Source organism: Flavobacterium sp. LHD-85 (assembly GCF_030929595.1).
In the GTDB taxonomy this organism is placed as follows: Bacteria; Bacteroidota; Bacteroidia; order Flavobacteriales; family Flavobacteriaceae; genus Flavobacterium.
Genome location: NZ_JAVFVR010000001.1, coordinates 521789 through 543641 on the forward strand (window position 1 = coordinate 521789; position 21853 = coordinate 543641).

Here is a 21853-nt window from a genome sequence, read left to right on the forward strand (position 1 = left end):
TAATAAAAAACTTGATTATGAAAAACGAAGTTAAAATTCATGAAGTTGACCCTTCACTGAATAGCAGAAGGAGCTTTCTTAAGCTCAGTGGATTAACATTAGTTACCACAGGTTTGGTTCTTGCTGGCTGCAGCGATAATGACGATGACAACAATATGGAGGACACATCTTTGCCAGGAGTCAGAAATGGCGTTTTTGACCTAGGCTCAGGTGACTTTGGTGTTCTCACATATGCTTATGCGCTGGAGCAACTAGAAGCAGACTTTTATACTAAGGTCGTAAATTCTACAAGCTTTAATACTGTATTTAATGACACTGAGCGTCAAGTTTTGACTGACTTATATCATCACGAAGTAGTACACAGAGATTTTTTCAAAGCGGCTTTGACTGGTGCGCTTCCAGATCCTAGTTCACAATTGCTTCCTACTTTGTCTTTTACATATGGTTCTTTAAATTTTAATAGCCGTAACGAAGTTTTGGCTACTGCAAAAGCTCTTGAAGATACAGGTGTCGCCGCTTATAATGGTGCCGGAAAATTAATTAAAACTGCAGACTACCTATTATTAGCAGGAAAAATTGTTTCTGTTGAAGCTAGACATGCATCTGCCATAAGAAGTTTGATCAATCCAAATTCTAAAGATTTTGCTGGAGACGATATCATAAATATGTCAACAGGTTTAGATGATGCAAAAGATCCATCTAAAATACTACCAATTGCTGCCAATTTTATTACTACAAAATTTACAGCTAAATACTTGCCTTAATCTTAACCAGTAAAACTTAGAAATTATGAACATTTTAAAATTTATAGAATCCTTTACTGATGACAGCTTAATGAACAGTACTGGTTCACGAAGAGACAGTTTTTCACATTTTGGAAATATTGGAAAAAATTTAGCTTTAGCATCAATTCCTTTCGGATTATCGGCTCTTACCAATAAAGCTTTCGCTAAAGACATTACAGCAACTCCTGCAACTCCAATTGGAGCCCTTCAGTTTGCTTTAACCTTAGAATATCTCGAAAATGAGTTTTATGCCATGGCTTTAGATTCTGGAGTAATTCCAACTTCTGAAAATGGCGGACGCGATTTAAAAGTATTCCAACAGATTGCGGATCACGAATCTGATCATGTCAAATTTTTAATTGCTGGCTTGGGCGGTACCGCAAGCCCGAACTTCGTTCCTAAACCAACTTTTGATTTTACAGTTGGAGGCGCTTTTGATCCTTTTCATGATTACCCAACGTTCTTAGCTTTGGCACAAGCCTTTGAGGATACAGGAGTTAGAGCATATAAAGGACAAGCTGCAAATTTGATAACAACGCCAGATTTATTGACTGCAGCATTGCAGATTCATTCTGTCGAAGCACGCCATGCTTCTGAAGTTAGAAGATTGAGAGGTTTAAAAGGATGGATTTCTAATGCCGAAAGAGGCGCTGGTATGCCGGCCGCAACACAAGCCGTTTATGATGGCGAAGGCGTAACCATGCAGGCGGGATTTAATACCGCAACCGCCTTTGGTGCCGCAGCAGGCTCAGAAGCTTATGATGAGCCACTTACAACACAACAAGTGGTTGATATTGCCAATATATTTATCGTATAATCATTTTTTCTTTCTAAATATTTAACCGTCTTTACTTTATTGTAGAGACGGTTTTTTTATTCATTAAATAATTAAAAAACTGACTACCTGATTTTCAGCAGATAAAATATTCTTTCAGGTATTTGGTTTTAAAATAATTAATTGTACTTTTGCATCCCCTTTATTGGGGATGGAATGTTTAATTAAAATAATATTATGGACGCATTAAGCTACAAAACAGTTTCAGCAAGTAAAGCCACTGTAACTAAAGAGTGGATTGTTGTTGACGCTGAAGGTCATAACTTAGGACGTCTTGCTTCTAAAGTTGCAATGATTTTAAGAGGTAAGTACAAGCCAAGTTACACACCGCACGTTGACTGTGGAGATAACGTAATTGTTATCAACTCAGAAAAAATTAACCTTACAGGTACAAAAATGAATGACAAAATTTACATGCGTCATACAGGTTACCCAGGAGGACAAAGAACTTTAACTGCTAAAGTATTGCAAGCTAAAAATCCAGCTGCATTAGTAGAAAAAGCTGTAAAAGGTATGTTACCTAAAAACAAATTAGGTGCTGAACTTTTTAGAAATCTAAATGTTGTTGTAGGAGCTGAGCACAAACACGGAGCTCAAAAACCTAGAACTGTTAACCTAAATGATCTTAAGTAATGGGAGTTATTCACAAAATCGGTAGAAGAAAAACCGCTGTTGCACGTGTATACGTTTCTGAAGGAACTGGAAACATCACTGTAAACAAAAAAGAATTCGCAACTTACTTTCCAACTGCAACTTTACAATACAAAGTTTTACAACCGCTTTCTATGACAGAAAACGCTAGTAACTTTGACGTAAAAGTAAACGTTTACGGAGGTGGTACAACTGGTCAAGCAGAAGCTGTAAGAATGGCATTAGCACGCGTAATGTGTGAAGTTAACGCTGAAAACAGAGCTATCCTTAAACCAGAAGGTTTATTAACAAGAGACCCAAGAATGGTTGAACGTAAGAAATTCGGTCAGAAGAAAGCTCGTAAGAGATTCCAATTCTCTAAACGTTAATATTACCTGTCTTGTTCAGATGGGACAAGACATTATCAATTATTTATTGAAATTAAAAAACACAGTTATTGTTGCTCTCCTATCGAGGTAGGATATAGTTTAGCATCTAAATGTATGAAGCCAGGGAAACCGCCATTCACACATTGCTAATCAACAGAACGTAAACTAGTACAAAAATGGCAAACAAAATAGAAGTAAAAGAATTACTAGAAGCAGGTGTTCACTTCGGACACATGACTAGAAAATGGGATCCAAACATGGCTCCTTACATTTATATGGAGCGTAATGGTATTCACATTATCAATCTATATAAAACTGCAGCTAAAATCGAAGAGGCTAATGAAGCTTTGAAAAAAATCGCTGCATCAGGTAGAAAAATCTTATTCGTAGCTACCAAAAAACAAGCAAAAGACATCGTTGCTGATAAAGCAAAAGCTGCAAACATGCCTTACATCACTGAAAGATGGCCAGGTGGAATGTTGACTAACTTCGTAACTATCAGAAAGGCAGTTAAAAAAATGTCTTCTATTGATAAAATGAAGAAAGATGGTACTTTCAACACTTTATCTAAAAAAGAGCGTTTACAAGTTGATCGTCTACGTGCTAAATTAGAGAAAAACTTAGGTTCAATTGCTGATATGTCTAGACTACCTGCAGCATTGTTCGTAGTAGATATCAAAGCTGAACACATCGCAATAAAAGAAGCTCAAAAATTAAACATTCCAGTTTTCGCAATGGTTGATACGAATTCTGACCCAAGAGAGGTTGATTACGTGATTCCTGCAAATGATGACGCTTCTAAATCAATTGACAAAATTTTATCTTTAGTAACTACTGCAGTAATCGAAGGTCTTTCTGACAGAGGTGCTGAAAAAGAAGTTGAAGCTGCTGAGGAAGCTCCTGCTGCTGAAGCTGAAGCTGCTCCTGCAACTGAAGAATAAATCAAATTTTAAATTCCAAATTTTAAATTCCAAAGTCCAAATACAAAATTAAAAACGTTATGTTGATAATTTATTAAAATTGGAGTTTGGGATTTAAAAGCTGGAATTTTTTACTTTTAACATTAAAAATTCAAAATATTATGTCAACAATTACTGCTGCAGACGTAAATAAATTAAGACAATCTACAGGTGCCGGAATGATGGACTGTAAAAAAGCTTTAGTTGAAGCTGAAGGAGATTTCGATAAAGCGATACAAATCCTTAGAGAAAAAGGACAAAAAGTTGCTGCTAACCGTTCTGACCGTGAGTCTTCTGAAGGAGCTGCTGTTTCTTTTATCAATGCAGACAACACTAAAGGAGCTATCATCACTTTAAACTGCGAAACTGACTTCGTAGGTAAAAATGAAGCTTTCGTAACTTTAGCTAAAGATTTAGTTGAAAGAGCTATTAACTTCTCTTCTAAAGAAGAATTCTTAGCTTCTGATTTCAACGGAATCACTGTTGCTGAAAAATTAATCGAGCAAACTGGTGTTATCGGTGAGAAAATCGAAATCGGTGGTTTCGAAATTTTAGAAGGTGCATACGTTGGATCTTATGTTCACGTTAATAAAATTGCTGCTTTAACAGCTATTTCTGCTCCAGTTGCTAACGCTGAAGCTTTAACAAAAGACGTTTCTATGCAAGTTGCTTCTATGGGAGCTGATACATTATCTTACAAAGATTTTGATCCTGCTTTCGTTGAATCTGAACTTGCTGCTCGTATCGCTGTAATCGAAAAAGACAATGAAGAAGCTGCACGTTTAGGAAAAACTTTAAAAAATGTTCCTAAATATATCTCTTTCTCTCAATTAACTCCTGAAGTTATCAAACAAGCTGAAGAAGATGCTAAAGCTGAATTAAAAGCTGAAGGCAAACCAGAGCAAATTTGGGATAAAATTCTTCCAGGAAAAGTTCAACGTTTCATTTCTGACAACACTACTTTAGATCAAGAGAAAGCTCTTTTAGATCAAAACTTCATCAAAGATGACAGTAAAAAAGTTGGTGATTACGTAAAAGGATTCAATGTTGAAATTACAGGTTTCAAAAGAGTTACTTTAGGTTAATATATTATTTTCAATATTAAAAAGCCCGAATATTTATTTATTCGGGCTTTTTTATTTTTAGCTTTCAATAGGAAAATTTCTAGCTCGCATCAAAGCGTCAGATTGTGGAGCATGTCCTCTAAAATTCTCATACATTTCCTCATTATCAATCGTATTTCCAACACTTAAAACTGTTTTATAAAGACGTTCAGAGACATTTTTATCAAATGGCCCATCTGCTTCTAGAAAAGCCTCGTAAGCATCTGCATTAATTACATCTGCCCACAAGTAACTGTAATAACCAGCAGCATATCCATCACTCGAAAATATATGTGCAAATTGCGGAATTCTGTGTCGCATCACAATTTCTGACGGCATATTAATTTCATTTAAAACTTTCTCCTCAAATGCATGCGGATCGACTATTTCAGTTGTTAAATGCAGTTTCATATCGACAAACGAACTTGAAATCGTTTCAACCGTTGCAAAACCTTCATTAAAATTGGCGGCCTTTCCTATTCTTTCTACCAATGATTGCGATAAAGGTTCATTAGTTTTATAATGAAGAGCAAACTTATTTAAAACCTCAGGCGTTGCTAACCAATGCTCTAATAGCTGAGATGGAAACTCTACATAATCTCTCGCAACCGAAGTCCCAGAAAGACTCGGAAAAGTAACATTTGAACACAATCCGTGAAGCGCATGACCAAATTCGTGAAATAAAGTCGTTGCATCATCCCACGAAATTAAAACCGGTTCATCGCTATTCCCCTTAATAAAATTGCAATTGTTTGATACAATCGGAAGCACATTTCCTTTTATTTTCTGCTGGTCTCTGTGTGAATTCATCCATGCTCCAGAACGTTTGCCTGTACGCGCATATGGATCAAAATACCATAACCCTATCGCTTCTCCTGTATTTTTATTATTTACTTCCCAAACACGAACATCCGGATGATAAACAGGAACATCAAATAATTGCTTAAAGCCTAAACCAAACAATTCTTCTGCTGTCCAGAACATTCCTTCGCGCAAATTTTCCAACTGCAGATATTGTTTAATTTCATTTTGGTCTAAATCATATTTTGCTTTTCGTACTTTTTCTACATAATAACGGTAATCCCAAGGCTGAATTTTAAAATTGCCACCTTCTCTATCAACCATTTCCTGCATAGCCGAAACATCATTTTTTACTTTTTCTACTGCAGGTTTCCATACCGAATGCATCAAATCGAGCGTTTTTTGCGGATCTTTAGCCATCTTGTTAGACAAACTCCATTCAGCAAAGTTTCTAAAACCTAAAATCTTTGACTTTTCAGCTCTTAATTTTAAAATAGAGACAAGTGTTTCATTGGTATCATTTTCGTTCTTATTATCGCCTCGCTTTACGAAAATATCAAAAGCTTTTTCTCTTAAATTCCTTCTATTTGAAAAAGTTAAAAAAGGCTCAATTGAAGATCTTGTATTTCCAATGCATCCTAAAGCTTTTAGATTTCTTTCTTTCGCTTCTGCAATTGCTGCATTCTTAAATTCCTCAGGCAAACCGTCAAAATCAGCTTCTGTCTCTAACTCTAAATATTGATCGTTTTCTTCTGCCAATAGCTTTTGACTAAAAGCGGTAAAAAGCGTTGCCAATTTCTGATTGATCTTAGCCACTTTAGCTTTCTCTTGTTCATTTAGCTCCGCTCCTTCTCTAACAAAGTCGGTGTAATAAAGCCAAAGCACGCGTTGCTGTTCCTTAGTTAAATCCTTCTTTTCATCCGATTTATACAAGGCTTCAATTCTAGAAAACAGTTTATTATTTTGATATAGTTTGTCATTGATCTCTGCCAATTTTGGCGACATTTCGGTATCAACAGTATTAAATTCCGGGGTACTGAGATTGGATCTGTAAATGCCATAAACCGCATGAATCCGATCTAATTTTTCGCCCGAAAGCTCTAAGGCTTCAATTGTATTTTTAAATGTCGGTTTTTCTGGATTATTGGCAATTGCATCAATTTCTTCTATTTTTTCCCGAATAGCAAATTCTATTGCGGGCTTAAAATCTGAAACTTTGTATGCTGTAAAATCTGGAATTCCTCCATAAGGACCAGACCAACTTTTTAACAGTGAATTATCTAACTCTATTGGTGTTTTCATAACAAATACATTAATTAATTCTGCGCAAAATTTCGATTAGAAAAAAAGCAACAGAATCTCAAAATTAACCAATCGAAAGCAAACTTCATACGCTAACGAATTATAGTTTCAAAGATTTAAAAGAAATAGTTTATTTTTGAAATATCAATATCAAAAATCAAATGTTTAGAACCAGAAAAGAAATTGTTTTTGTAATTTTAGCAGGAATATTTATTACCAATGCCGTTGTGGCTGAGTTAATTGGAGGAAAGTTAATTCAAATTGGCCCCTTTGTAATGAGTATAGGAATTTTACCTTGGCCAATTGTATTTCTTACAACCGATTTGATTAATGAATATTTTGGAGAAAAAGGAGTAAAAAAACTTTCTTTCATTACAGCATGTTTGATTGCTTATGCTTTTTTAATTCTTTTTATGGCCATTACAATTCCTGCCGCAAAAGGAATCAGTCCTGTAAACGATGATCAATTTCAGGCAGTATTTGGGCAGAGTATGTGGATTATTGTGGGGAGCTTAATAGCTTTCATGGCTTCTCAACTTATAGATGTTTGGATATTTTGGTTTTTCAAAAATAGAACTGGCGAAAAGAAAATATGGTTAAGAGCAACAGGTTCTACTGTAATTTCGCAATTATTTGATTCATTTATTGTTTTAGGAATTGCTTTTTGGCTTCCTGGAAAAATTGATTTTGACACCTTTATATCTTCAGGATTAATAGGATATACTTTTAAACTAGCAATAGCCATTTTATTAACTCCGGCAATTTATTTAGGGCATCATCTGATTAAAAAATATTTAGACGAAGATCCTGCACATAAAGGATAAAAAAATAAAAACATATTTAGGTCATGAAAAAAATTTACTTGCTTATTTTATTCTCTGTTACCTATTTCTTTTTCAGCTGTGGCAATGACGAAAAAAAACAGCCTAGAAAGGTCATCCAGTCTGTCAATAAGTTGACACCAGCTACTATGAAAATACCTCGCAAAGTTTCGTCAAAAAGTATTACCGCTCCAAAAGAGTTTGACTCGAAAAAAACTGTCACTCCAAAAAATCCTTTTTCGGTTAAAAATCCAATAGAAGTAAATACGCTAAACCCTCAAATAGCAAATGCTACTGCACCCCAAACAACCTCAATAAAAAAGCAAGCCAACGAAGAATTATTGAACTTTGTCAATGTTCGTAAAATATTAGATAAATGCAAAATGGGCCAGACAATGACGCAAAAACAACTAACGGAACATTTTGAAATTCCGGAAGAAGCTGTTAAACTAGTAAAAAGCGTAACCAAAACTGCAGAAAATGAATTGTCAGTAAAATGGCAGTCTACCTGGTTTGTCGAAAAAGTTTCTGATGCAGAACTTGAAGACGGCAAAATGAAAGTAGTCTTTAAAGCCAATAAAATGTACACTTCTGGCAATGCAATTGGCATAAAATACAACCGGAAAATCTATACCAATTTAATCATTGTCGGACGTTCTGCCTATATCCCGAGTGTAAAAGGATATAGCTGGCAGATTGGAAGATAATGAAAGAGAAATTTTATCAAATCAAAAAACATCAGATTTATCTGAAAGCCAATAGATTACAAAAAAAATGTTAAAATAATGAGAAAAAACTTATTATAAAGGCTTGGTTTTCAAAAGAAAGATTTTATTTTTGCTAAAAATTTAACAAAAACAAATCTACCAAAAATGAAAAAACTAAGTATTTTTTTTGTGTCAGTATTGGCACTAGGATTATCAGTAGCTTGTAGCAGCGACGATGACAACGCATCTATCGAAGGAAAATGGGAAGCCTACCAAGATGGAACTATCGTTAACGGAAAAGAGACATTAGCTCCAATAACTTCTGAAGGAGGTTGCAGCAAGGGGTTTCTTGAAATTCAAGCTGGAGGAAAAGTAATCGATCATTATTCTTCGTATTCGAATTCTAAGTGTGAAGATCACACCGATAACGGAACATGGACTAGAACAGATAATAAAATAACTTTTCAATATGGTGATGATTCACAAGATACTGGAGAAATTTTAGTATTAGATAAAAACACCTTGAAAATTAAATATACTTACACATATAACAACGAAGTATCTGAAATATACATCATTGAATTAAAACGTAAATAGTTATTTTTTTAACTTTTTTAAAACCTCAAACCTCCCTAGTTTGAGGTTTTTTTATATATTTAAAATAAAAAATGGAACCAATAAGATGCGGCTGGTGCTCTGCGAGCGATTTGTATAAAAAATATCATGACGAAGAATGGGGAACGCCTGTTTATGATGACCCAACTATTTTTGAATTTTTAATTCTAGAGACTTTTCAGGCCGGATTAAGCTGGATTACTATTTTAAACAAAAGAGAAAACTTCAAAACGGCTTTTGACAATTTTGATTATAAAAAAATTGCCAATTATTCTGAAGATAAAATCGAAGAATTAATGCAAAATACAGGAATTATTCGCAATAAACTTAAAATCAACTCTGCCGTTTCAAACGCCCGAGCTTTTATGAAAGTCCAAGAAGAATTTGGGACTTTCTCAGATTATATCTGGAAATTTACTAACGGAAAACCAATTGATAATAATCCGAAAACTTTGAAAGACGTTCCAGCAACCACTCCAATTTCTGATGCTATCAGCAAAGATTTAAAAAAACGCGGTTTCAAATTTGTCGGTTCAACCGTTATTTACGCTCACATGCAAGCAACCGGAATGGTCAATGATCATGTCGAAGATTGCTTTACTAGAGCTAAATAGTTTTCAGTCTCAGTCTCAGTTTTCTGCGACTTTTCTCAGTTTTAAAAACTGAAAACTGAGACTGCAACCGAAAACTTAAAAAAATTACATATATTTGCTTCACACTTTAGGGGTGTCTACAACTTGTAGGCTGAGATTTTACCCTCTGAACCTGATCTAGTTCATACTAGCGTAGGGAAAAGTAAGATGACTTCTGCGCGCATTTTTATGCGTTCTTGTAGCCATTCCTAATGTGTATCTATACACTAAACTTAATAAGGAATGGAACTAAAAATCAATCAACAAACCAAACAATTCAATGCTGAATCGCTAAGCGTTCAATCATTGCTCGATCTCGAAATTCCGCATAAACAAAACGGAATTGCCGTTGCTGTTAACAATACCGTTGTTCCAAAACTCAAATGGAACGAATTCTTCGTACAAGAAACTGACGAAATTTTAATTATTTCTGCTACCCAAGGAGGTTAAATTTTAAAATTCCAAAACAGAAAATTATAAATTCCAATTTATAGTTGAGGATAATCATAATTCCAGTTAACCTGAAACTTCAAACCTGAAACAAAATCAACAAAAATGAAAGAAGAACAAATATCCAGAACCCCATTTCCCAATTCTAAAAAAGTTTATATCGATGGAGAAATTCATCCAATAAAAGTAGCCATGCGCGAAATTACTTTGAGCGATACTAAACTTTCAAATGGCGGAATTGAAAAAAATCCCCCCGTAACAGTTTATGACACATCAGGTGCTTACACTGATCCGAATATTGAAATTGACATTAGAAAAGGATTGCCACGCTTACGCGAAAGTTGGATTCTAGACAGAAACGATGTCGAAATTTTAAACGAAATCACTTCAGATTATGGCCAAAGCCGATTAAAAGATGAAAGTCTGAATCATCTTCGTTTTGAGTATTTACATCAGCCAAAACGCGCTAAAAAAGGTGCAAATGTTACTCAATTGTATTACGCTAAACAAGGTATTATTACTCCAGAAATGGAATACATCGCTATTCGTGAAAACCAGCGAATTGAGCTTTTAAACGAACAAACCAAAGCTATGCAATGCCAGCACAATGGAAACAGCTTTGGAGCGAATACGCCAAAAAGTAAAATCACACCTGAATTTGTGCGTTCTGAAGTAGCCTGCGGAAGAGCTATTATTCCAAACAACATCAACCATCCAGAAAGTGAACCTATGATTGTTGGTCGTAATTTCTTGGTAAAAATTAATGCCAATATTGGAAACAGTGCTGTAACTTCTAGCATCGAAGAAGAAGTTGAAAAAGCCGTTTGGGCTTGCCGTTGGGGAGCTGATACGATTATGGATTTATCGACAGGAAAAAATATTCATGAAACCAGAGAATGGATTATCCGTAATTCACCTGTTCCAATTGGAACTGTCCCAATTTATCAGGCATTAGAAAAAGTAAAAGGGATTGCCGAAGATTTAACTTGGGAAATTTTCCGTGATACATTGATTGAACAGGCAGAACAAGGTGTTTCCTATTTTACAATTCATGCTGGAGTTTTGCTTCGTTATATTCATTTGACAGCAAATCGTGTCACTGGAATCGTTTCTCGAGGCGGATCAATTATGGCAAAATGGTGTTTATTCCATCATAAGGAAAACTTCTTATATACTCATTTTGAGGAAATCTGCGAAATCATGAAACAGTATGATGTTGCGTTTTCTCTTGGAGATGGTTTACGTCCAGGTTCGATTGCTGATGCGAATGACGCCGCTCAATTTGCAGAATTAGAAACTTTAGGAGAATTAACCAAAATTGCTTGGAAACACGATGTTCAGGTTTTTATTGAAGGCCCAGGGCACGTTCCGATGCATATGATTAAAGAAAACATGGACAAACAATTAGAACATTGTCATGAAGCTCCATTTTACACTTTAGGCCCTTTAACTACAGATATTGCACCCGGTTATGACCATATAACTTCGGCAATTGGCGCTGCTATGATTGGCTGGTATGGTTGTGCAATGTTATGCTATGTAACGCCAAAAGAGCATTTAGGCTTACCAAATAAAAAAGATGTAAAAGATGGCGTGATTACTTATAAAATTTCAGCCCACGCTGCTGACTTGGCAAAAGGCCATCCAGGAGCACAATATCGTGATAATGCCTTGAGTAAAGCCCGTTTTGAATTCCGTTGGGAAGATCAGTTTAATTTGGCTTTAGACCCAGATACAGCACGAGAATTCCATGACGAAACACTTCCTGCTGATGGAGCAAAAGTGGCGCATTTCTGCTCAATGTGCGGCCCTAAATTCTGTTCTATGAAAATATCTCAGGAAATCAGAGATGTCGCTGCTGCTGAAAAAGGAATGCAAGAGAAATCAGAGGAATTTATTGAGCAGGGGAAAGAGATTTATATTTAAGAGAAAATAGATAAAAGAGTCAAAAAGAAAGATATGATTGTGATTACAAATCCTTTTACTATTGAAGATGAAATAGATATTCTTCATTCTTTATTGGAAGAAGGATTGTCTTTGCTTCATATTCGGAAACCTGATTTTTCAGAATTAGAAATGTCACAATTCATTAATCAGATAAAATTAGAATTTCGAAATAAACTGGTTTTGCACAATCATCATCATTTAGCAGAATATTTTGGCGTTGACCGATTTCATTTTTCTGAAAAAGAGAGAAAAAGTAATCTTAATGATCCTGCAAAGTTTTCAAAACCTTGTAGATCTAGATCAACATCAACACATTCTATCGAAGATTTTAATTCGTTAGAAAATGATTTTGATTATGCATTCTTGAGTCCTGTTTTTAAAAGTATTTCTAAAGAAAATTATCATCCAAAACTTGATCTTTTTGAAGCTATAAAATCAAAAACAAATAGTAAAACAAAAGCGGTTGCTTTAGGCGGAATTAATGCTGAAAATATTCAAAAAACACTTGAAAACGGTTTTAATGAAGTTGCTCTTTTAGGAAGTATTTGGAATAATAAAAATCCGTTAAAACAATTTAAATTATGTCAGAAAATCGTCCATTCGTACTCACAATCGCAGGTTTAGACCCGTCTGGCGGCGCAGGGATTTTGGCTGATGTAAAGACATTTGAACAGCATAAAGTTTCTGGTTTTGCTATTGCAACAGCTAACACCATTCAGACCGAAAATGAATTTCATAAAATTGAATGGATCAATATCAATTTTGTAATACGCTCTATTGAAGTTTTATTTCAAAGCTATAAAATCAGTGTTGTCAAAATCGGAATTGTACCTTCTCTATCTTATTTAAATCGCATTCTTTCAACAATAAAACTAATTTCTCCTGACACAAAAATTGTCTGGGATCCAGTTTTAAAATCGACAACAGAATTTGATTTTCTAAATATTGAAGATCATTCGGATTTAATTCAAATCTTGTCAAAAATTGATCTGATTACGCCCAATTACCTAGAAATCGAACAATTAATACCCGGCTTTGTAAAAGATAATCTTTGGATTGAAAACGAAATTTCAACTGCAATTCTGTTAAAAGGAGGACATAATTTAAATGCTGTTGGAAAAGATCAGCTGTTTATGAAAAATAAAATCTTCGATTTACTTCCAAATGAAAAAAACTGCTCCGAAAAACATGGTTCTGGCTGTGTGCTTTCATCTGCAATTGCATCAAATTTAGCTCTAAATCAAACTATAACAGAAGCCTGTAAAAACGCTAAAATCTATATTGAGAACTATCTAAGTTCAACTACAACTTTAATTGGATATCATTATGTATAACAAACTGCAATACATCTCGCAAGGCGAAACAGTCGAAAAACAATTGTACAACATTCATCAAGCACTTGATGCTGGCTGCAATTGGGTACAAATGCGATTTAAAAATCAAACGCAAAAAGACGTTTTCACTTTGGCAGAAGCAGTAAAACCTTTGTGCGAAGAATATCTTGCGAACTTTATTGTAAACGACGATTTGCACCTCGCAGAGCAAATTGCAGCTGACGGAGTTCACTTGGGATTAACCGATACAAAAATCGACGAAGCAAGAGCAATTTTAGGCTCAACAAAAATTATTGGAGGAACTGCTAATACATTCGAAGATATCGAAAATCACGTAAAAAACGGTTGTGATTATATTGGCTTGGGACCTTTTAGGTTTACAGCTACAAAAGAAAAACTAAGTCCGATTTTGGGTTTGTCGGGTTATTATGAAATTCTTCAAAAACTGAAAAAAAATAAAATCGACATTCCTGTTTATGCCATTGGAGGCATCACAGTTCGTGATGTAAGTCCGTTAATAGAAACGGGAATTTTCGGAATTGCCGTGTCTGGAATCATTACTGAAAGTGATGAAAAAGCAAAATTAATTCAACAATTAAAAGAAAAATTATATGCAGACATCATTGTTTAATATAGGAGATAAAACCTTCAAATCCCGCTTATTTCTTGGAACCGGGAAATTTGGTTCGAATGAAGAAATGGAAGAGGCTGTTTTAGCTTCAGAAAGCGAATTGGTCACAGTGGCACTAAAGCGTATTGATCTTGAAACTGATACTGATGCTATTTTATCGCATTTAAAACATCCTAATATTAATTTATTACCCAATACTTCTGGAGCAAGAAATGCCAAAGAAGCTGTTTTTGCGGCACAACTGGCTCGAGAAGCTCTAGAAACCAATTGGGTTAAACTTGAAATTCATCCTGATCCGAAATATTTAATGCCAGATCCTATTAAAACTTTAAAAGCGACTGAAGAATTGGCAAAATTGGGCTTTATTGTACTTCCGTACATTCACGCCGATCCTGTTTTATGTAAACATTTAGAAAGTGCAGGGACATCGGCCGTAATGCCCTTGGGCTCTCCAATTGGAAGCAACAAAGGCTTAAAAACGATTGATTTCATTGAAATCATAATCGAACAAAGTACTGTTCCCGTTATTGTTGATGCTGGAATCGGAGCGCCTTCTGATGCTGCAAAAGCAATGGAAATCGGCGCCGATGCTGTTTTGGTTAATACGGCAATTGCTGTCGCTGGAAATCCAAAATTAATGGCTGAGGCTTTTAGAGAAGCTGTAATTGCAGGAAGAAAAGCATTTGAAGCCAAAGTTGCCAATCAGCAAAATTATGCTTCAGCTTCTAGCCCATTGACTTCTTTTCTTTATGAGTAATTTTTGGTTTCACGCAGATTTCTGCAGATTGAAGCAGATTTAATTTGATTTTTCATCTCTAAAATCTGCATAAAACCAATTTTCAAAAAGAAAGAAAATTCTTTAGTTTTGTTTTTTTTATAAAAATTAAAGAATTATGACTGAGAATGAAATATCGTATCTGATAAGAGGAGCAATTTTTAAGGTGTATAACAATTTAGGGCCAGGTTTATTTGAATCTGTTTACGAGAGCGCTCTGTTTTATGAATTAGAAAAGCTAGATTTAAAGATTCAAAAACAAGTTGAAGTTATAATTCCATATGAAGAGATAACACTAGATCCCGCTTTTAGAATTGATATTTTAGTTGAAGACAAAGTAATAATTGAATTAAAATCGGTTGAAGATTTAGCTCCTATTCATTATAAACAATTAGCTACCTATTTAAGATTAACAAACAAAAAATTAGGCTTGTTAGTAAATTTCAATACGACAAACATTCTTAATGATATTAAAAGAATAGCAAATAAATTTTAATCATACAGATCAAAAATTAAATCATTTTTAATCAGCTTAAATCTGCCAAATCTGCGTGAAACCAAAATAAAATGAGAACATTCAAATCTATTTTCGAGCAATATAATTGGGATGAAATCCAAACCAGAATATATAAAACCACTTCAAAAGATGTCGAGCGCACTTTGGCTAAAACTAAATACAGTCTAGATGATTTTTTGATCTTAATCTCTCCTGCTGCACAAAATTTTTTAGAACAAATGGCACAAAGATGCCATGAAATCACTAAGAAACGTTTCGGAAAAACGATTCAAATGTATGCGCCACTTTATTTAAGCAATGAATGCCAAAACATTTGCACCTATTGCGGATTTAGTTTAGACAATAAAATCAAAAGAAAAACCCTTACAGATGCTGAGATAAAACTGGAAGTCGAAGCTCTAAAAAAAACAGGCTTCGATCATGTTCTGTTAGTTACAGGCGAAGCAAATTATGCTGTAAATATCAATTATTTTCTGAACGCCATTAATTTAATCAGAAAAGATTTTTCGATTATTTCTGTTGAAGTGCAACCGCTTTCTACAGAAGATTATCAGCGTTTGCATGAAGCTGGCGTATATTCCGTTTTAGTGTATCAGGAAACGTATCATCAGGAAGTTTACAAAAAGTATCATACTAAAGGGAAAAAATCAAACTTCGATTATCGATTAGAAACTCCTGACAGAATTGGAACTGCGGGAATTCATAAAATTGGGTTAGGGGTTTTATTAGGCTTAGAAGACTGGCGAACCGATAGCTTTTTCAATGCTCTGCATTTAGATTATTTGCAGAAGAAATATTGGCAGACAAAATATTCGGTTTCCTTTCCCAGACTGCGTCCTGCCGAAGGAATTATCGAACCCAATTTTATTATGGATGATAAAGATTTAACGCAATTAATCTGCGCTTACCGTTTATGGAATGAAGATTTAGAAATTTCGATTTCAACTCGCGAAAACGAGAAATTCAGAAACCATATTATTCCAATTGGAGTTACGAGTATGAGTGCGGGTTCAAAAACGAATCCTGGCGGCTATGTTGTTGATCCGCAATCTTTGGAGCAATTTGAAATCAGTGATGAACGTTCTGCAGAAGAAATTTCAAAAATTATAAAAAACGCAGGCTATGAACCCGTTTGGAAGGACTGGAGCAAAGCATATAGTCGAAAGTTGGAAAGTCTAAAGTCATAAAGTCCAAAACTGCATTTATAATTTAATTTTAACCATATTCAAAGACTTTCGACATTCGACTTTTCAACTTTAAGACTAAAATCTAAAATGAGCATTATCAAAGAATTCCTCCGTTACAACAGACAAACTATTCTTCCTGAAATTGGCGATGAAGGGCAGGAAAAATTAAAAAAAGCTAGAGTTCTAGTAATTGGAGCGGGTGGTTTGGGCTGCCCGATTTTACAATATATTGCAACTGCAGGAGTTGGTTTTATTGGAATTATGGATTTTGATACGATTGAAATTCACAATCTTCACAGACAGATTTTGTATACCGAAAATGAAATTGGACAACATAAATCTATTGTTGCCAAAGATGTCGTTTCAAAACTAAATCCACTAATTGAAGTTGTTGCGATTAATGAAAAATTAACTGCAGAAAATGCTTCAAAGATTATTCAGCAATATGATATTGTAGTAGATGGTTCTGATAATTTCTCCACTCGTTACTTGGTTAATGATACTTGCGTTAAACTTAAAAAACCGTTGGTTTATGGAAGCATTTTAAAATTTGAAGGTCAGATTGCTGTTTTCAATCATAACGGAAGTAAAAATCTCCGCGATTTATTTCCTGAAATGCCAGACCCAAAAGATGTTCCGAATTGTAATTTAAATGGCGTTTTAGGTACATTGCCTGGAATTATAGGCAATATGATGGCGCACGAAACTTTAAAATTGATTCTAGAATTGCCAACTTTAAATAATGAACTTGTTATTTTTAATACTTTAAACTGGAATTTTATAAAGCTGAGTTTCTAGATAATAACCTTATCGCCTACACTGATAATTCCAGAATTCAGACTCACAATATTGGTTCCGAACAAAACAGAATTATCTACATTTCTGTATTTGCTTAAAGTTTTCAGAGGTTCTTTTTTCAAACGCCCATTTTCCGGATCATTGTTTACCATAATACATCTTCCGCAGGGTTTTATGTTTTTAAACTGAACTTCACCTATCGCAAAAGTCTTAAAATCATCTTCTTCGTGAGGATTTTCAGTACTTATTACAATGTTTGGACGAAATCTTTTTATGGTAATTTTTTCATCCAATTTATCATTCAAAAAAGCCAAGCTTTTAGATCCAATCATTAAATAAGGATAACCATCTGCCAAACTCACATTGAATGTTTCTTTTAATCTGGAGCTTTCATGTTTGCGATCTCCATTTTTTAGTATTTTGACCAATTTACATTCAAAACCTAAATGTTGGCTAAACCATTTTGAAGTTTCCTGATTTACCTCAACCACTTCACTTTTATCATCCCAAACATTTACTTCTATTGCGTTTTCTAAATTTTCGTCAGTAGAAAATTCATGCTTTTGATCCTGAAAAACAATACTAATTTTCCCTTCTAAAATCTGCGGATAAAACTGACTCATGATTCGGTGTTCTCTCTGCGTCAGCATTTGATTTTCTGCATCAATCAGCATCCAACGACGATCGTTTTCAAACCCCATTTCTTCAGCTTTTGCAGACTCCAGACTGATTCCTGCCAAACTTTTTATCGGATAAATATAAATTTCTTTTACGCTGTAAATGGCACTCATTTTCTATTTACTTTTTAAAATGGACATAAATTCTTCTCGATCAATTTCTCGACAGCCTAAACTTTCCAAATGCGGATTGTAAACCTGACAATCCAATAGCTTATAATTTTCTTTCTTCAAATATAAAGCTAAAGCAATAAAAGCTGTTTTTGAAGCATTTGAAACTTTAGAAAACATACTTTCTCCACAAAAAATATCTCCTAAATCAATTCCGTACAAACCGCCAACCAAAATATCATCTTGCCAAACCTCAACAGATTTAGCTATCCCTTCTTCATTCAATTTGCAATATGCTTCAATCATTTCATCAGAAATCCAAGTTCCGTTCTGTCCTTCACGTTTTATCTGCTGGCAATTTAAAATTACTTCGCTAAAATTTTTGTTGTAAGTGACCTTAAACATTTTTTTATTGAGAATCTTTTTCATGCTTTTGGATATCACCAATTCATCAAAAAACAACACCATTCTTGGATCTGGTGCCCACCACAGAATAGGTTCTCCTTCATTAAACCAAGGAAATATACCACTTTTGTAAGCCAATAGTAGGCGTTCTGAACTTAGATCGCCACCAATTGCCAAAACTCCTTCTTCATCTGCTTCTGTTACTGGCGGAAAAAATAAATCGTTGAATAGATAATACATTTTTAAATAATCAATTTTTTAAATTCCAAATTCCAAGATTTGGAGATCAATAAAAAAGAATCAAAAATAAAATTCCAAATTCCAAATTCACGAGAATGAATTGGAATTTGGAATTTAGTAAATTGAATTTTAAACTCTTAGAACGGTAAATCGTCTGGTTCGTCTTCGTTTATACTTGTTGCTGGCGCAAAAGTTTCTGCAGCTGGCATTGGTGCACCTTGAGCAGGTCCTTCTGGAGCTAATCTTTCAATTCTCCAACCTTGAATACTATTAAAATATCTAGTTTCTCCTTGTGGGTTAACCCATTCTCTTCCTCTTAAATTGATAGAAACTTTTACTGCATCTCCTTGCTTATAGCTACTCAATAAATCACATTTATCTTGTGTAAATTCGATTAAAATATGTTGTGGATACTGCTCCTCAGTAGTAACAACTAACTCTCTTTTTTTGAATGAGGCACTAACTTGCTGCTCTGGGTTAACCACTTTTACTTTTCCTGTAACTTCCATCTTCGTCTATTTAATTATTGTTTCTATTTCTTTTTATTTCTTAGCTAAAAGCACTTTCCAAGCCGATTCTACATCGCCATTATCCAGATATTTTTTGGCTTCTAAATGTACTTTTTTCTGGTCGTCTGAGCTTAAAACTCCTTTGACCGCGAAATTTTCTTTCACAAATATAGTAACTTCTTCGATTGTAGGCAAGGATTCTATATTGCCTAATTTGCCTAAATCATTCCCATCAAAAACATCACTTTCTTTTATAAAATTAGGAATCGCATCTACACCAATCCCCAGTGTTGTTAAAGGTTTCGCCACTTCAAAAAGCCCTTGGTTTGATCTTGAATACCAATTATTTCCAAGTCTTGAGACCAAATCAATTTTATGCTGATCGATTGCTCCATTTTCATCCAAAATCGATTCGGCGATATGAATTTTTACTACTTCGCATAAAATCAAATTTCCTGCTCCGCCTTCTGTTCCTAACGGAATAATCTGTGTAATTTTGCATTCAAATTGAACTGGAGATTCTTTTACACGATATGGTTTTACTAAATCTGAAGGAATTTGTGTTAATCCTGCTTTGATGAATTCATTTACTCCATCTCCATATTCTGTACTTGCCAATGAAGTTTGCTGTACAATATCATAATTGACAACATTTATTACAACTTCTCGAGTTGCTTCGGCATTAATTAAAGTATGTTTAATCGTATTATCGCGAACACGTCTTGATGGCGAAAAAACCAAAATAGGCGGATTGGCGCTAAACACATTAAAGAAACTAAACGGAGACAAATTAGGAACTCCACTTTTACTGATTGTGCTTGCAAAAGCAATAGGCCTCGGACCGATTGAACTCTGCAGATAGCCTTGCAATTTGGCCGTTGGAATTTCTTTTGGATTAATGCTAATCATACTTTTTTATTTAAACAGAATCTCACTTTATTCTGCTACAAAAGTATTGAAATCGTTTAATTAGAGGAAATACTTTTAAAAGATAAAACGAAAAATCTTTAAGCTAATGCAAAATATAAAATGTATATATTTCGTTATATTTATACCTCAAAATAACTGATATGTCTTTTTCCGAAAGAACAAATACAATCCGCTGGATTATTATTTCTGTTTGTTTTATAATCATTTCTCTAATTCTTTGGAACACCTATTCTTTTTTCCAAATTTTTAAAAATGAGGAGCGTTTAAAAATGAACCTCTTTGTAAATGCACAAATTACACTGGTGAATGCAAATGAAAATACCGATGTCGAATTGCCTCTTCAGATCTTTAGCAACAATACTTCTATTCCAGGCATTATAATGCTGTATGATAATGTGGTAAGTTCTGTAAATGTTCCTGATGAAATTCTTAATGATAAGAAAAAAAGGACTGCTTTCTTGAACAAACTGAAAAATGAAAATGAGCCTATCACTTTTGAATATGCACCAGGAAAATATCAAACCCTATATTATGGCAATTCTGCATTGCTAAACAAGCTTAAATATTATCCAATTGCGTTGCTTCTTATTATTTTTCTATGTATTGCTTTGATTTACAATTTTTACAAAAGCACCAAAATGGCAACCCAAAACAAACTTTGGGCAGGAATGGCAAAAGAAACGGCACATCAAATCGGAACTCCGCTTTCTTCGTTAATTGGCTGGGTTGAAATTTTAAAAACTGAAGATATAGATTCGTCGATTAGTCTTGAAATTGAAAAAGATATTGAGCGTTTGCAGACCATCACTGATCGTTTTTCTAAAATTGGTTCGATACCTGTTTTAGAACTTCATGATATTGCCGAAGAAACCAAAACAGCTTATGAATATTTACAATCTCGTTTTTCTAAGCAAGTTACATTTTCGTTTCGGGCCCCAAACGAACCTATTTTAGGAATGATCAATCCAACATTGCATAGTTGGACTATAGAAAATTTGGTTAAAAATGCGATTGATGCCATGAAAGGAAAAGGTACTCTCGATCTTCAAATTGAGCAGGATGCACATCAGGTAAAAATAAACATTAAAGATTCGGGAACTGGTATTCCTAAAAAGCAATTTAAAACTATTTTTGAAACCGGGTATACCACAAAAAAACGCGGTTGGGGACTTGGACTTTCTTTAACCAAAAGAATTGTGGAAGAATATCATAACGGAAAAATCAAAGTTTTAAATTCTGAAATCGGGAAAGGAACTACTTTTCAAATTGCATTAAATAAAAAAGTGCAGTAATCAATTTACTGCACTTTAGTTATCTGTTTTGTCAGACTTAGCGAAGTCGAAGTCTTTATAAATTCGATTGAATATCTTTTGCTAAAGCTTCAAATTCTTCTTTTGAAAGAGAAACTTTATCAATAAAACGCATTTCATCCATGTGGTTTAATGGGATCAAATGTACGTGTGCATGAGGAACTTCAAGTCCAACAACTGCAATTCCGATTCTTTTGCATGGAACTGTTTTTTCTAAGGCTGCTGCAACTCTTTTAGAGAATTTCATTAATCCTAAATACAATTCCTCATCCATATCAAAAATCTTATCGATTTCTTGTTTCGGAATGCAAAGCGTATGTCCTTTTGCATTTGGATTTACATCTAAAAATGCTAAATAGTTTTCGTCTTCAGCAATTTTATAAGCTGGAATTTCTCCGTTTACTATTTTAGTGAATATTGAACTCATTGTTTATTTGTGTAATCGGTTAATCA

Annotated in this window: 26 protein-coding genes and 1 riboswitch; of the genes, 20 read left to right on the forward strand and 6 right to left on the reverse strand. The window is 34.3% G+C overall.

Translation table 11 applies throughout. The annotated features are described in order from the left end of the window. Nucleotides 1-17: 17 nt before the first annotated feature. The 6 genes from RB618_RS02265 (at nucleotide 18) to tsf (ending at nucleotide 4683) form a co-directional block, all read left to right on the forward strand. Complete coding sequence (locus RB618_RS02265; protein ID WP_308067293.1) at nucleotides 18-764, forward strand: ferritin-like domain-containing protein; 747 nt, start codon at nucleotides 18-20, stop codon at nucleotides 762-764. A 25-nt stretch (nucleotides 765-789) separates the two neighbouring features. Beyond that, entirely contained in the window at nucleotides 790-1602 is an 813-nt protein-coding gene (locus RB618_RS02270) for a ferritin-like domain-containing protein (RefSeq protein ID WP_308067294.1), read from the forward strand. A gap of 195 nt (nucleotides 1603-1797) precedes the next feature. Further along, a complete protein-coding gene (rplM, locus tag RB618_RS02275; RefSeq protein ID WP_111379262.1) occupies nucleotides 1798-2253 on the forward strand; it encodes a 50S ribosomal protein L13 in 456 nt (151 codons plus the stop codon). After that, nucleotides 2253-2639 carry a 30S ribosomal protein S9 gene (gene rpsI / locus RB618_RS02280; protein ID WP_008466792.1) on the forward strand — a complete coding sequence of 129 codons (387 nt, stop codon included), beginning with the start codon at nucleotides 2253-2255 and terminating at the stop codon, nucleotides 2637-2639. The genes rplM and rpsI overlap by 1 nt, the downstream gene beginning before the upstream one ends. A 176-nt stretch (nucleotides 2640-2815) precedes the next feature. Beyond that, the gene (rpsB, locus tag RB618_RS02285; protein WP_012023686.1) at nucleotides 2816-3580 is read left to right on the forward strand and encodes a 30S ribosomal protein S2; all 765 of its coding nucleotides are present in this window, start codon (nucleotides 2816-2818) and stop codon (nucleotides 3578-3580) included. Between the two features lie 140 nt (nucleotides 3581-3720). Further along, nucleotides 3721-4683 (forward strand): translation elongation factor Ts, encoded by a 963-nt coding sequence (gene tsf, locus RB618_RS02290; RefSeq protein ID WP_308067295.1) that lies wholly within the window; start codon nucleotides 3721-3723, stop codon nucleotides 4681-4683. Between the two features lie 57 nt (nucleotides 4684-4740). Here the strand turns inward: tsf and RB618_RS02295 are convergent, their stop codons facing one another. Continuing rightward, on the reverse strand, nucleotides 4741-6804 hold the full coding sequence (locus tag RB618_RS02295) for a M3 family metallopeptidase (protein WP_308067296.1): 2064 nt from the start codon (nucleotides 6802-6804) through the stop codon (nucleotides 4741-4743). Between the two features lie 161 nt (nucleotides 6805-6965). Here RB618_RS02295 and RB618_RS02300 point away from each other — a divergent pair, with 161 nt between their 5' ends. The 13 genes from RB618_RS02300 (at nucleotide 6966) to RB618_RS02360 (ending at nucleotide 17218) form a co-directional block, all read left to right on the forward strand. Further along, complete coding sequence (locus tag RB618_RS02300) at nucleotides 6966-7628, forward strand: queuosine precursor transporter (protein ID WP_008466784.1); 663 nt, start codon at nucleotides 6966-6968, stop codon at nucleotides 7626-7628. Nucleotides 7629-7651: 23 nt separating this feature from the next. After that, a complete protein-coding gene (locus RB618_RS02305) occupies nucleotides 7652-8332 on the forward strand; it encodes a hypothetical protein (RefSeq protein ID WP_308067297.1) in 681 nt (226 codons plus the stop codon). Nucleotides 8333-8497: 165 nt separating this feature from the next. Continuing rightward, the gene (locus RB618_RS02310) at nucleotides 8498-8929 is read left to right on the forward strand and encodes a lipocalin family protein (RefSeq protein WP_308067298.1); all 432 of its coding nucleotides are present in this window, start codon (nucleotides 8498-8500) and stop codon (nucleotides 8927-8929) included. Nucleotides 8930-9000: 71 nt separating this feature from the next. Continuing rightward, nucleotides 9001-9561, forward strand: a complete 561-nt coding sequence (locus tag RB618_RS02315; RefSeq protein ID WP_308067299.1) for a DNA-3-methyladenine glycosylase I — start codon at nucleotides 9001-9003, stop codon at nucleotides 9559-9561. Between the two features lie 98 nt (nucleotides 9562-9659). After that, a riboswitch (TPP riboswitch) is annotated at nucleotides 9660-9756 on the forward strand. 66 nt (nucleotides 9757-9822) lie between these two features. Beyond that, nucleotides 9823-10029, forward strand: a complete 207-nt coding sequence (thiS, locus tag RB618_RS02320) for a sulfur carrier protein ThiS (RefSeq protein WP_111379268.1) — start codon at nucleotides 9823-9825, stop codon at nucleotides 10027-10029. A 105-nt stretch (nucleotides 10030-10134) separates the two neighbouring features. Further along, the gene (gene thiC, locus RB618_RS02325; RefSeq protein WP_308067300.1) at nucleotides 10135-11955 is read left to right on the forward strand and encodes a phosphomethylpyrimidine synthase ThiC; all 1821 of its coding nucleotides are present in this window, start codon (nucleotides 10135-10137) and stop codon (nucleotides 11953-11955) included. A 33-nt stretch (nucleotides 11956-11988) separates the two neighbouring features. After that, nucleotides 11989-12600, forward strand: a complete 612-nt coding sequence (locus RB618_RS02330; RefSeq protein WP_308067301.1) for a thiamine phosphate synthase — start codon at nucleotides 11989-11991, stop codon at nucleotides 12598-12600. Then, nucleotides 12558-13310, forward strand: a complete 753-nt coding sequence (locus tag RB618_RS02335; protein WP_308067302.1) for a hydroxymethylpyrimidine/phosphomethylpyrimidine kinase — start codon at nucleotides 12558-12560, stop codon at nucleotides 13308-13310. Before RB618_RS02330 ends, RB618_RS02335 begins: the two co-directional genes overlap by 43 nt. Then, nucleotides 13303-13941 carry a thiamine phosphate synthase gene (locus RB618_RS02340; RefSeq protein ID WP_308067303.1) on the forward strand — a complete coding sequence of 213 codons (639 nt, stop codon included), beginning with the start codon at nucleotides 13303-13305 and terminating at the stop codon, nucleotides 13939-13941. The genes RB618_RS02335 and RB618_RS02340 overlap by 8 nt, the downstream gene beginning before the upstream one ends. Continuing rightward, nucleotides 13922-14698, forward strand: coding sequence for a thiazole synthase (locus RB618_RS02345; RefSeq protein ID WP_308067304.1), 777 nt, complete (start codon nucleotides 13922-13924; stop codon nucleotides 14696-14698). Before RB618_RS02340 ends, RB618_RS02345 begins: the two co-directional genes overlap by 20 nt. Before the next feature lie 136 nt (nucleotides 14699-14834). Further along, nucleotides 14835-15212, forward strand: a complete 378-nt coding sequence (locus RB618_RS02350) for a GxxExxY protein (RefSeq protein WP_308067305.1) — start codon at nucleotides 14835-14837, stop codon at nucleotides 15210-15212. A 71-nt stretch (nucleotides 15213-15283) separates the two neighbouring features. Beyond that, nucleotides 15284-16420, forward strand: coding sequence for a 2-iminoacetate synthase ThiH (gene thiH, locus RB618_RS02355; protein ID WP_308067306.1), 1137 nt, complete (start codon nucleotides 15284-15286; stop codon nucleotides 16418-16420). Nucleotides 16421-16507: 87 nt separating this feature from the next. After that, the gene (locus tag RB618_RS02360) at nucleotides 16508-17218 is read left to right on the forward strand and encodes a HesA/MoeB/ThiF family protein (RefSeq protein ID WP_308067307.1); all 711 of its coding nucleotides are present in this window, start codon (nucleotides 16508-16510) and stop codon (nucleotides 17216-17218) included. On the opposite strand, the gene RB618_RS02365 is transcribed toward RB618_RS02360, so the two are convergent. From RB618_RS02365 to RB618_RS02380, 4 genes are all read right to left on the reverse strand, one after another. Then, nucleotides 17215-18009, reverse strand: a complete 795-nt coding sequence (locus RB618_RS02365) for an MOSC domain-containing protein (RefSeq protein WP_308067308.1) — start codon at nucleotides 18007-18009, stop codon at nucleotides 17215-17217. The two genes, RB618_RS02360 and RB618_RS02365, sit on opposite strands and share 4 nt — an antisense overlap. 3 nt (nucleotides 18010-18012) lie before the next feature. After that, nucleotides 18013-18651, reverse strand: coding sequence for a leucyl/phenylalanyl-tRNA--protein transferase (gene aat, locus RB618_RS02370; RefSeq protein WP_308067309.1), 639 nt, complete (start codon nucleotides 18649-18651; stop codon nucleotides 18013-18015). A gap of 137 nt (nucleotides 18652-18788) precedes the next feature. Continuing rightward, the gene (locus RB618_RS02375) at nucleotides 18789-19160 is read right to left on the reverse strand and encodes a DUF3127 domain-containing protein (RefSeq protein WP_095927972.1); all 372 of its coding nucleotides are present in this window, start codon (nucleotides 19158-19160) and stop codon (nucleotides 18789-18791) included. A 33-nt stretch (nucleotides 19161-19193) separates the two neighbouring features. Then, nucleotides 19194-20069 (reverse strand): flavin reductase family protein, encoded by an 876-nt coding sequence (locus tag RB618_RS02380; RefSeq protein WP_308067310.1) that lies wholly within the window; start codon nucleotides 20067-20069, stop codon nucleotides 19194-19196. 161 nt (nucleotides 20070-20230) lie between these two features. Between RB618_RS02380 and RB618_RS02385 the strand changes: the two genes are divergently transcribed. Further along, the gene (locus tag RB618_RS02385; RefSeq protein ID WP_308067311.1) at nucleotides 20231-21382 is read left to right on the forward strand and encodes a HAMP domain-containing sensor histidine kinase; all 1152 of its coding nucleotides are present in this window, start codon (nucleotides 20231-20233) and stop codon (nucleotides 21380-21382) included. A gap of 55 nt (nucleotides 21383-21437) precedes the next feature. Here RB618_RS02385 and RB618_RS02390 read toward each other — a convergent pair whose 3' ends face one another. After that, complete coding sequence (locus RB618_RS02390; RefSeq protein WP_308067312.1) at nucleotides 21438-21827, reverse strand: HIT family protein; 390 nt, start codon at nucleotides 21825-21827, stop codon at nucleotides 21438-21440. Nucleotides 21828-21853 lie beyond the last annotated feature (26 nt).

What these genes read in the sequence shown, in the direction of transcription:
- RB618_RS02265 (WP_308067293.1), top strand. Translation starts at nt 18, where the DNA reads ATGAAAAACGAAGTTAAAATTCATGAAGTTGACCCTTCACTGAATAGC.
- RB618_RS02270 (WP_308067294.1), top strand. Translation starts at nt 790, where the DNA reads ATGAACATTTTAAAATTTATAGAATCCTTTACTGATGACAGCTTAATG.
- rplM (WP_111379262.1), top strand. Translation starts at nt 1,798, where the DNA reads ATGGACGCATTAAGCTACAAAACAGTTTCAGCAAGTAAAGCCACTGTA.
- rpsI (WP_008466792.1), top strand. Translation starts at nt 2,253, where the DNA reads ATGGGAGTTATTCACAAAATCGGTAGAAGAAAAACCGCTGTTGCACGT.
- rpsB (WP_012023686.1), top strand. Translation starts at nt 2,816, where the DNA reads ATGGCAAACAAAATAGAAGTAAAAGAATTACTAGAAGCAGGTGTTCAC.
- tsf (WP_308067295.1), top strand. Translation starts at nt 3,721, where the DNA reads ATGTCAACAATTACTGCTGCAGACGTAAATAAATTAAGACAATCTACA.
- RB618_RS02295 (WP_308067296.1), bottom strand. Translation starts at nt 6,804, where the DNA reads ATGAAAACACCAATAGAGTTAGATAATTCACTGTTAAAAAGTTGGTCT.
- RB618_RS02300 (WP_008466784.1), top strand. Translation starts at nt 6,966, where the DNA reads ATGTTTAGAACCAGAAAAGAAATTGTTTTTGTAATTTTAGCAGGAATA.
- RB618_RS02305 (WP_308067297.1), top strand. Translation starts at nt 7,652, where the DNA reads ATGAAAAAAATTTACTTGCTTATTTTATTCTCTGTTACCTATTTCTTT.
- RB618_RS02310 (WP_308067298.1), top strand. Translation starts at nt 8,498, where the DNA reads ATGAAAAAACTAAGTATTTTTTTTGTGTCAGTATTGGCACTAGGATTA.
- RB618_RS02315 (WP_308067299.1), top strand. Translation starts at nt 9,001, where the DNA reads ATGGAACCAATAAGATGCGGCTGGTGCTCTGCGAGCGATTTGTATAAA.
- thiS (WP_111379268.1), top strand. Translation starts at nt 9,823, where the DNA reads ATGGAACTAAAAATCAATCAACAAACCAAACAATTCAATGCTGAATCG.
- thiC (WP_308067300.1), top strand. Translation starts at nt 10,135, where the DNA reads ATGAAAGAAGAACAAATATCCAGAACCCCATTTCCCAATTCTAAAAAA.
- RB618_RS02330 (WP_308067301.1), top strand. Translation starts at nt 11,989, where the DNA reads ATGATTGTGATTACAAATCCTTTTACTATTGAAGATGAAATAGATATT.
- RB618_RS02335 (WP_308067302.1), top strand. Translation starts at nt 12,558, where the DNA reads ATGTCAGAAAATCGTCCATTCGTACTCACAATCGCAGGTTTAGACCCG.
- RB618_RS02340 (WP_308067303.1), top strand. Translation starts at nt 13,303, where the DNA reads ATGTATAACAAACTGCAATACATCTCGCAAGGCGAAACAGTCGAAAAA.
- RB618_RS02345 (WP_308067304.1), top strand. Translation starts at nt 13,922, where the DNA reads ATGCAGACATCATTGTTTAATATAGGAGATAAAACCTTCAAATCCCGC.
- RB618_RS02350 (WP_308067305.1), top strand. Translation starts at nt 14,835, where the DNA reads ATGACTGAGAATGAAATATCGTATCTGATAAGAGGAGCAATTTTTAAG.
- thiH (WP_308067306.1), top strand. Translation starts at nt 15,284, where the DNA reads ATGAGAACATTCAAATCTATTTTCGAGCAATATAATTGGGATGAAATC.
- RB618_RS02360 (WP_308067307.1), top strand. Translation starts at nt 16,508, where the DNA reads ATGAGCATTATCAAAGAATTCCTCCGTTACAACAGACAAACTATTCTT.
- RB618_RS02365 (WP_308067308.1), bottom strand. Translation starts at nt 18,009, where the DNA reads ATGAGTGCCATTTACAGCGTAAAAGAAATTTATATTTATCCGATAAAA.
- aat (WP_308067309.1), bottom strand. Translation starts at nt 18,651, where the DNA reads ATGTATTATCTATTCAACGATTTATTTTTTCCGCCAGTAACAGAAGCA.
- RB618_RS02375 (WP_095927972.1), bottom strand. Translation starts at nt 19,160, where the DNA reads ATGGAAGTTACAGGAAAAGTAAAAGTGGTTAACCCAGAGCAGCAAGTT.
- RB618_RS02380 (WP_308067310.1), bottom strand. Translation starts at nt 20,069, where the DNA reads ATGATTAGCATTAATCCAAAAGAAATTCCAACGGCCAAATTGCAAGGC.
- RB618_RS02385 (WP_308067311.1), top strand. Translation starts at nt 20,231, where the DNA reads ATGTCTTTTTCCGAAAGAACAAATACAATCCGCTGGATTATTATTTCT.
- RB618_RS02390 (WP_308067312.1), bottom strand. Translation starts at nt 21,827, where the DNA reads ATGAGTTCAATATTCACTAAAATAGTAAACGGAGAAATTCCAGCTTAT.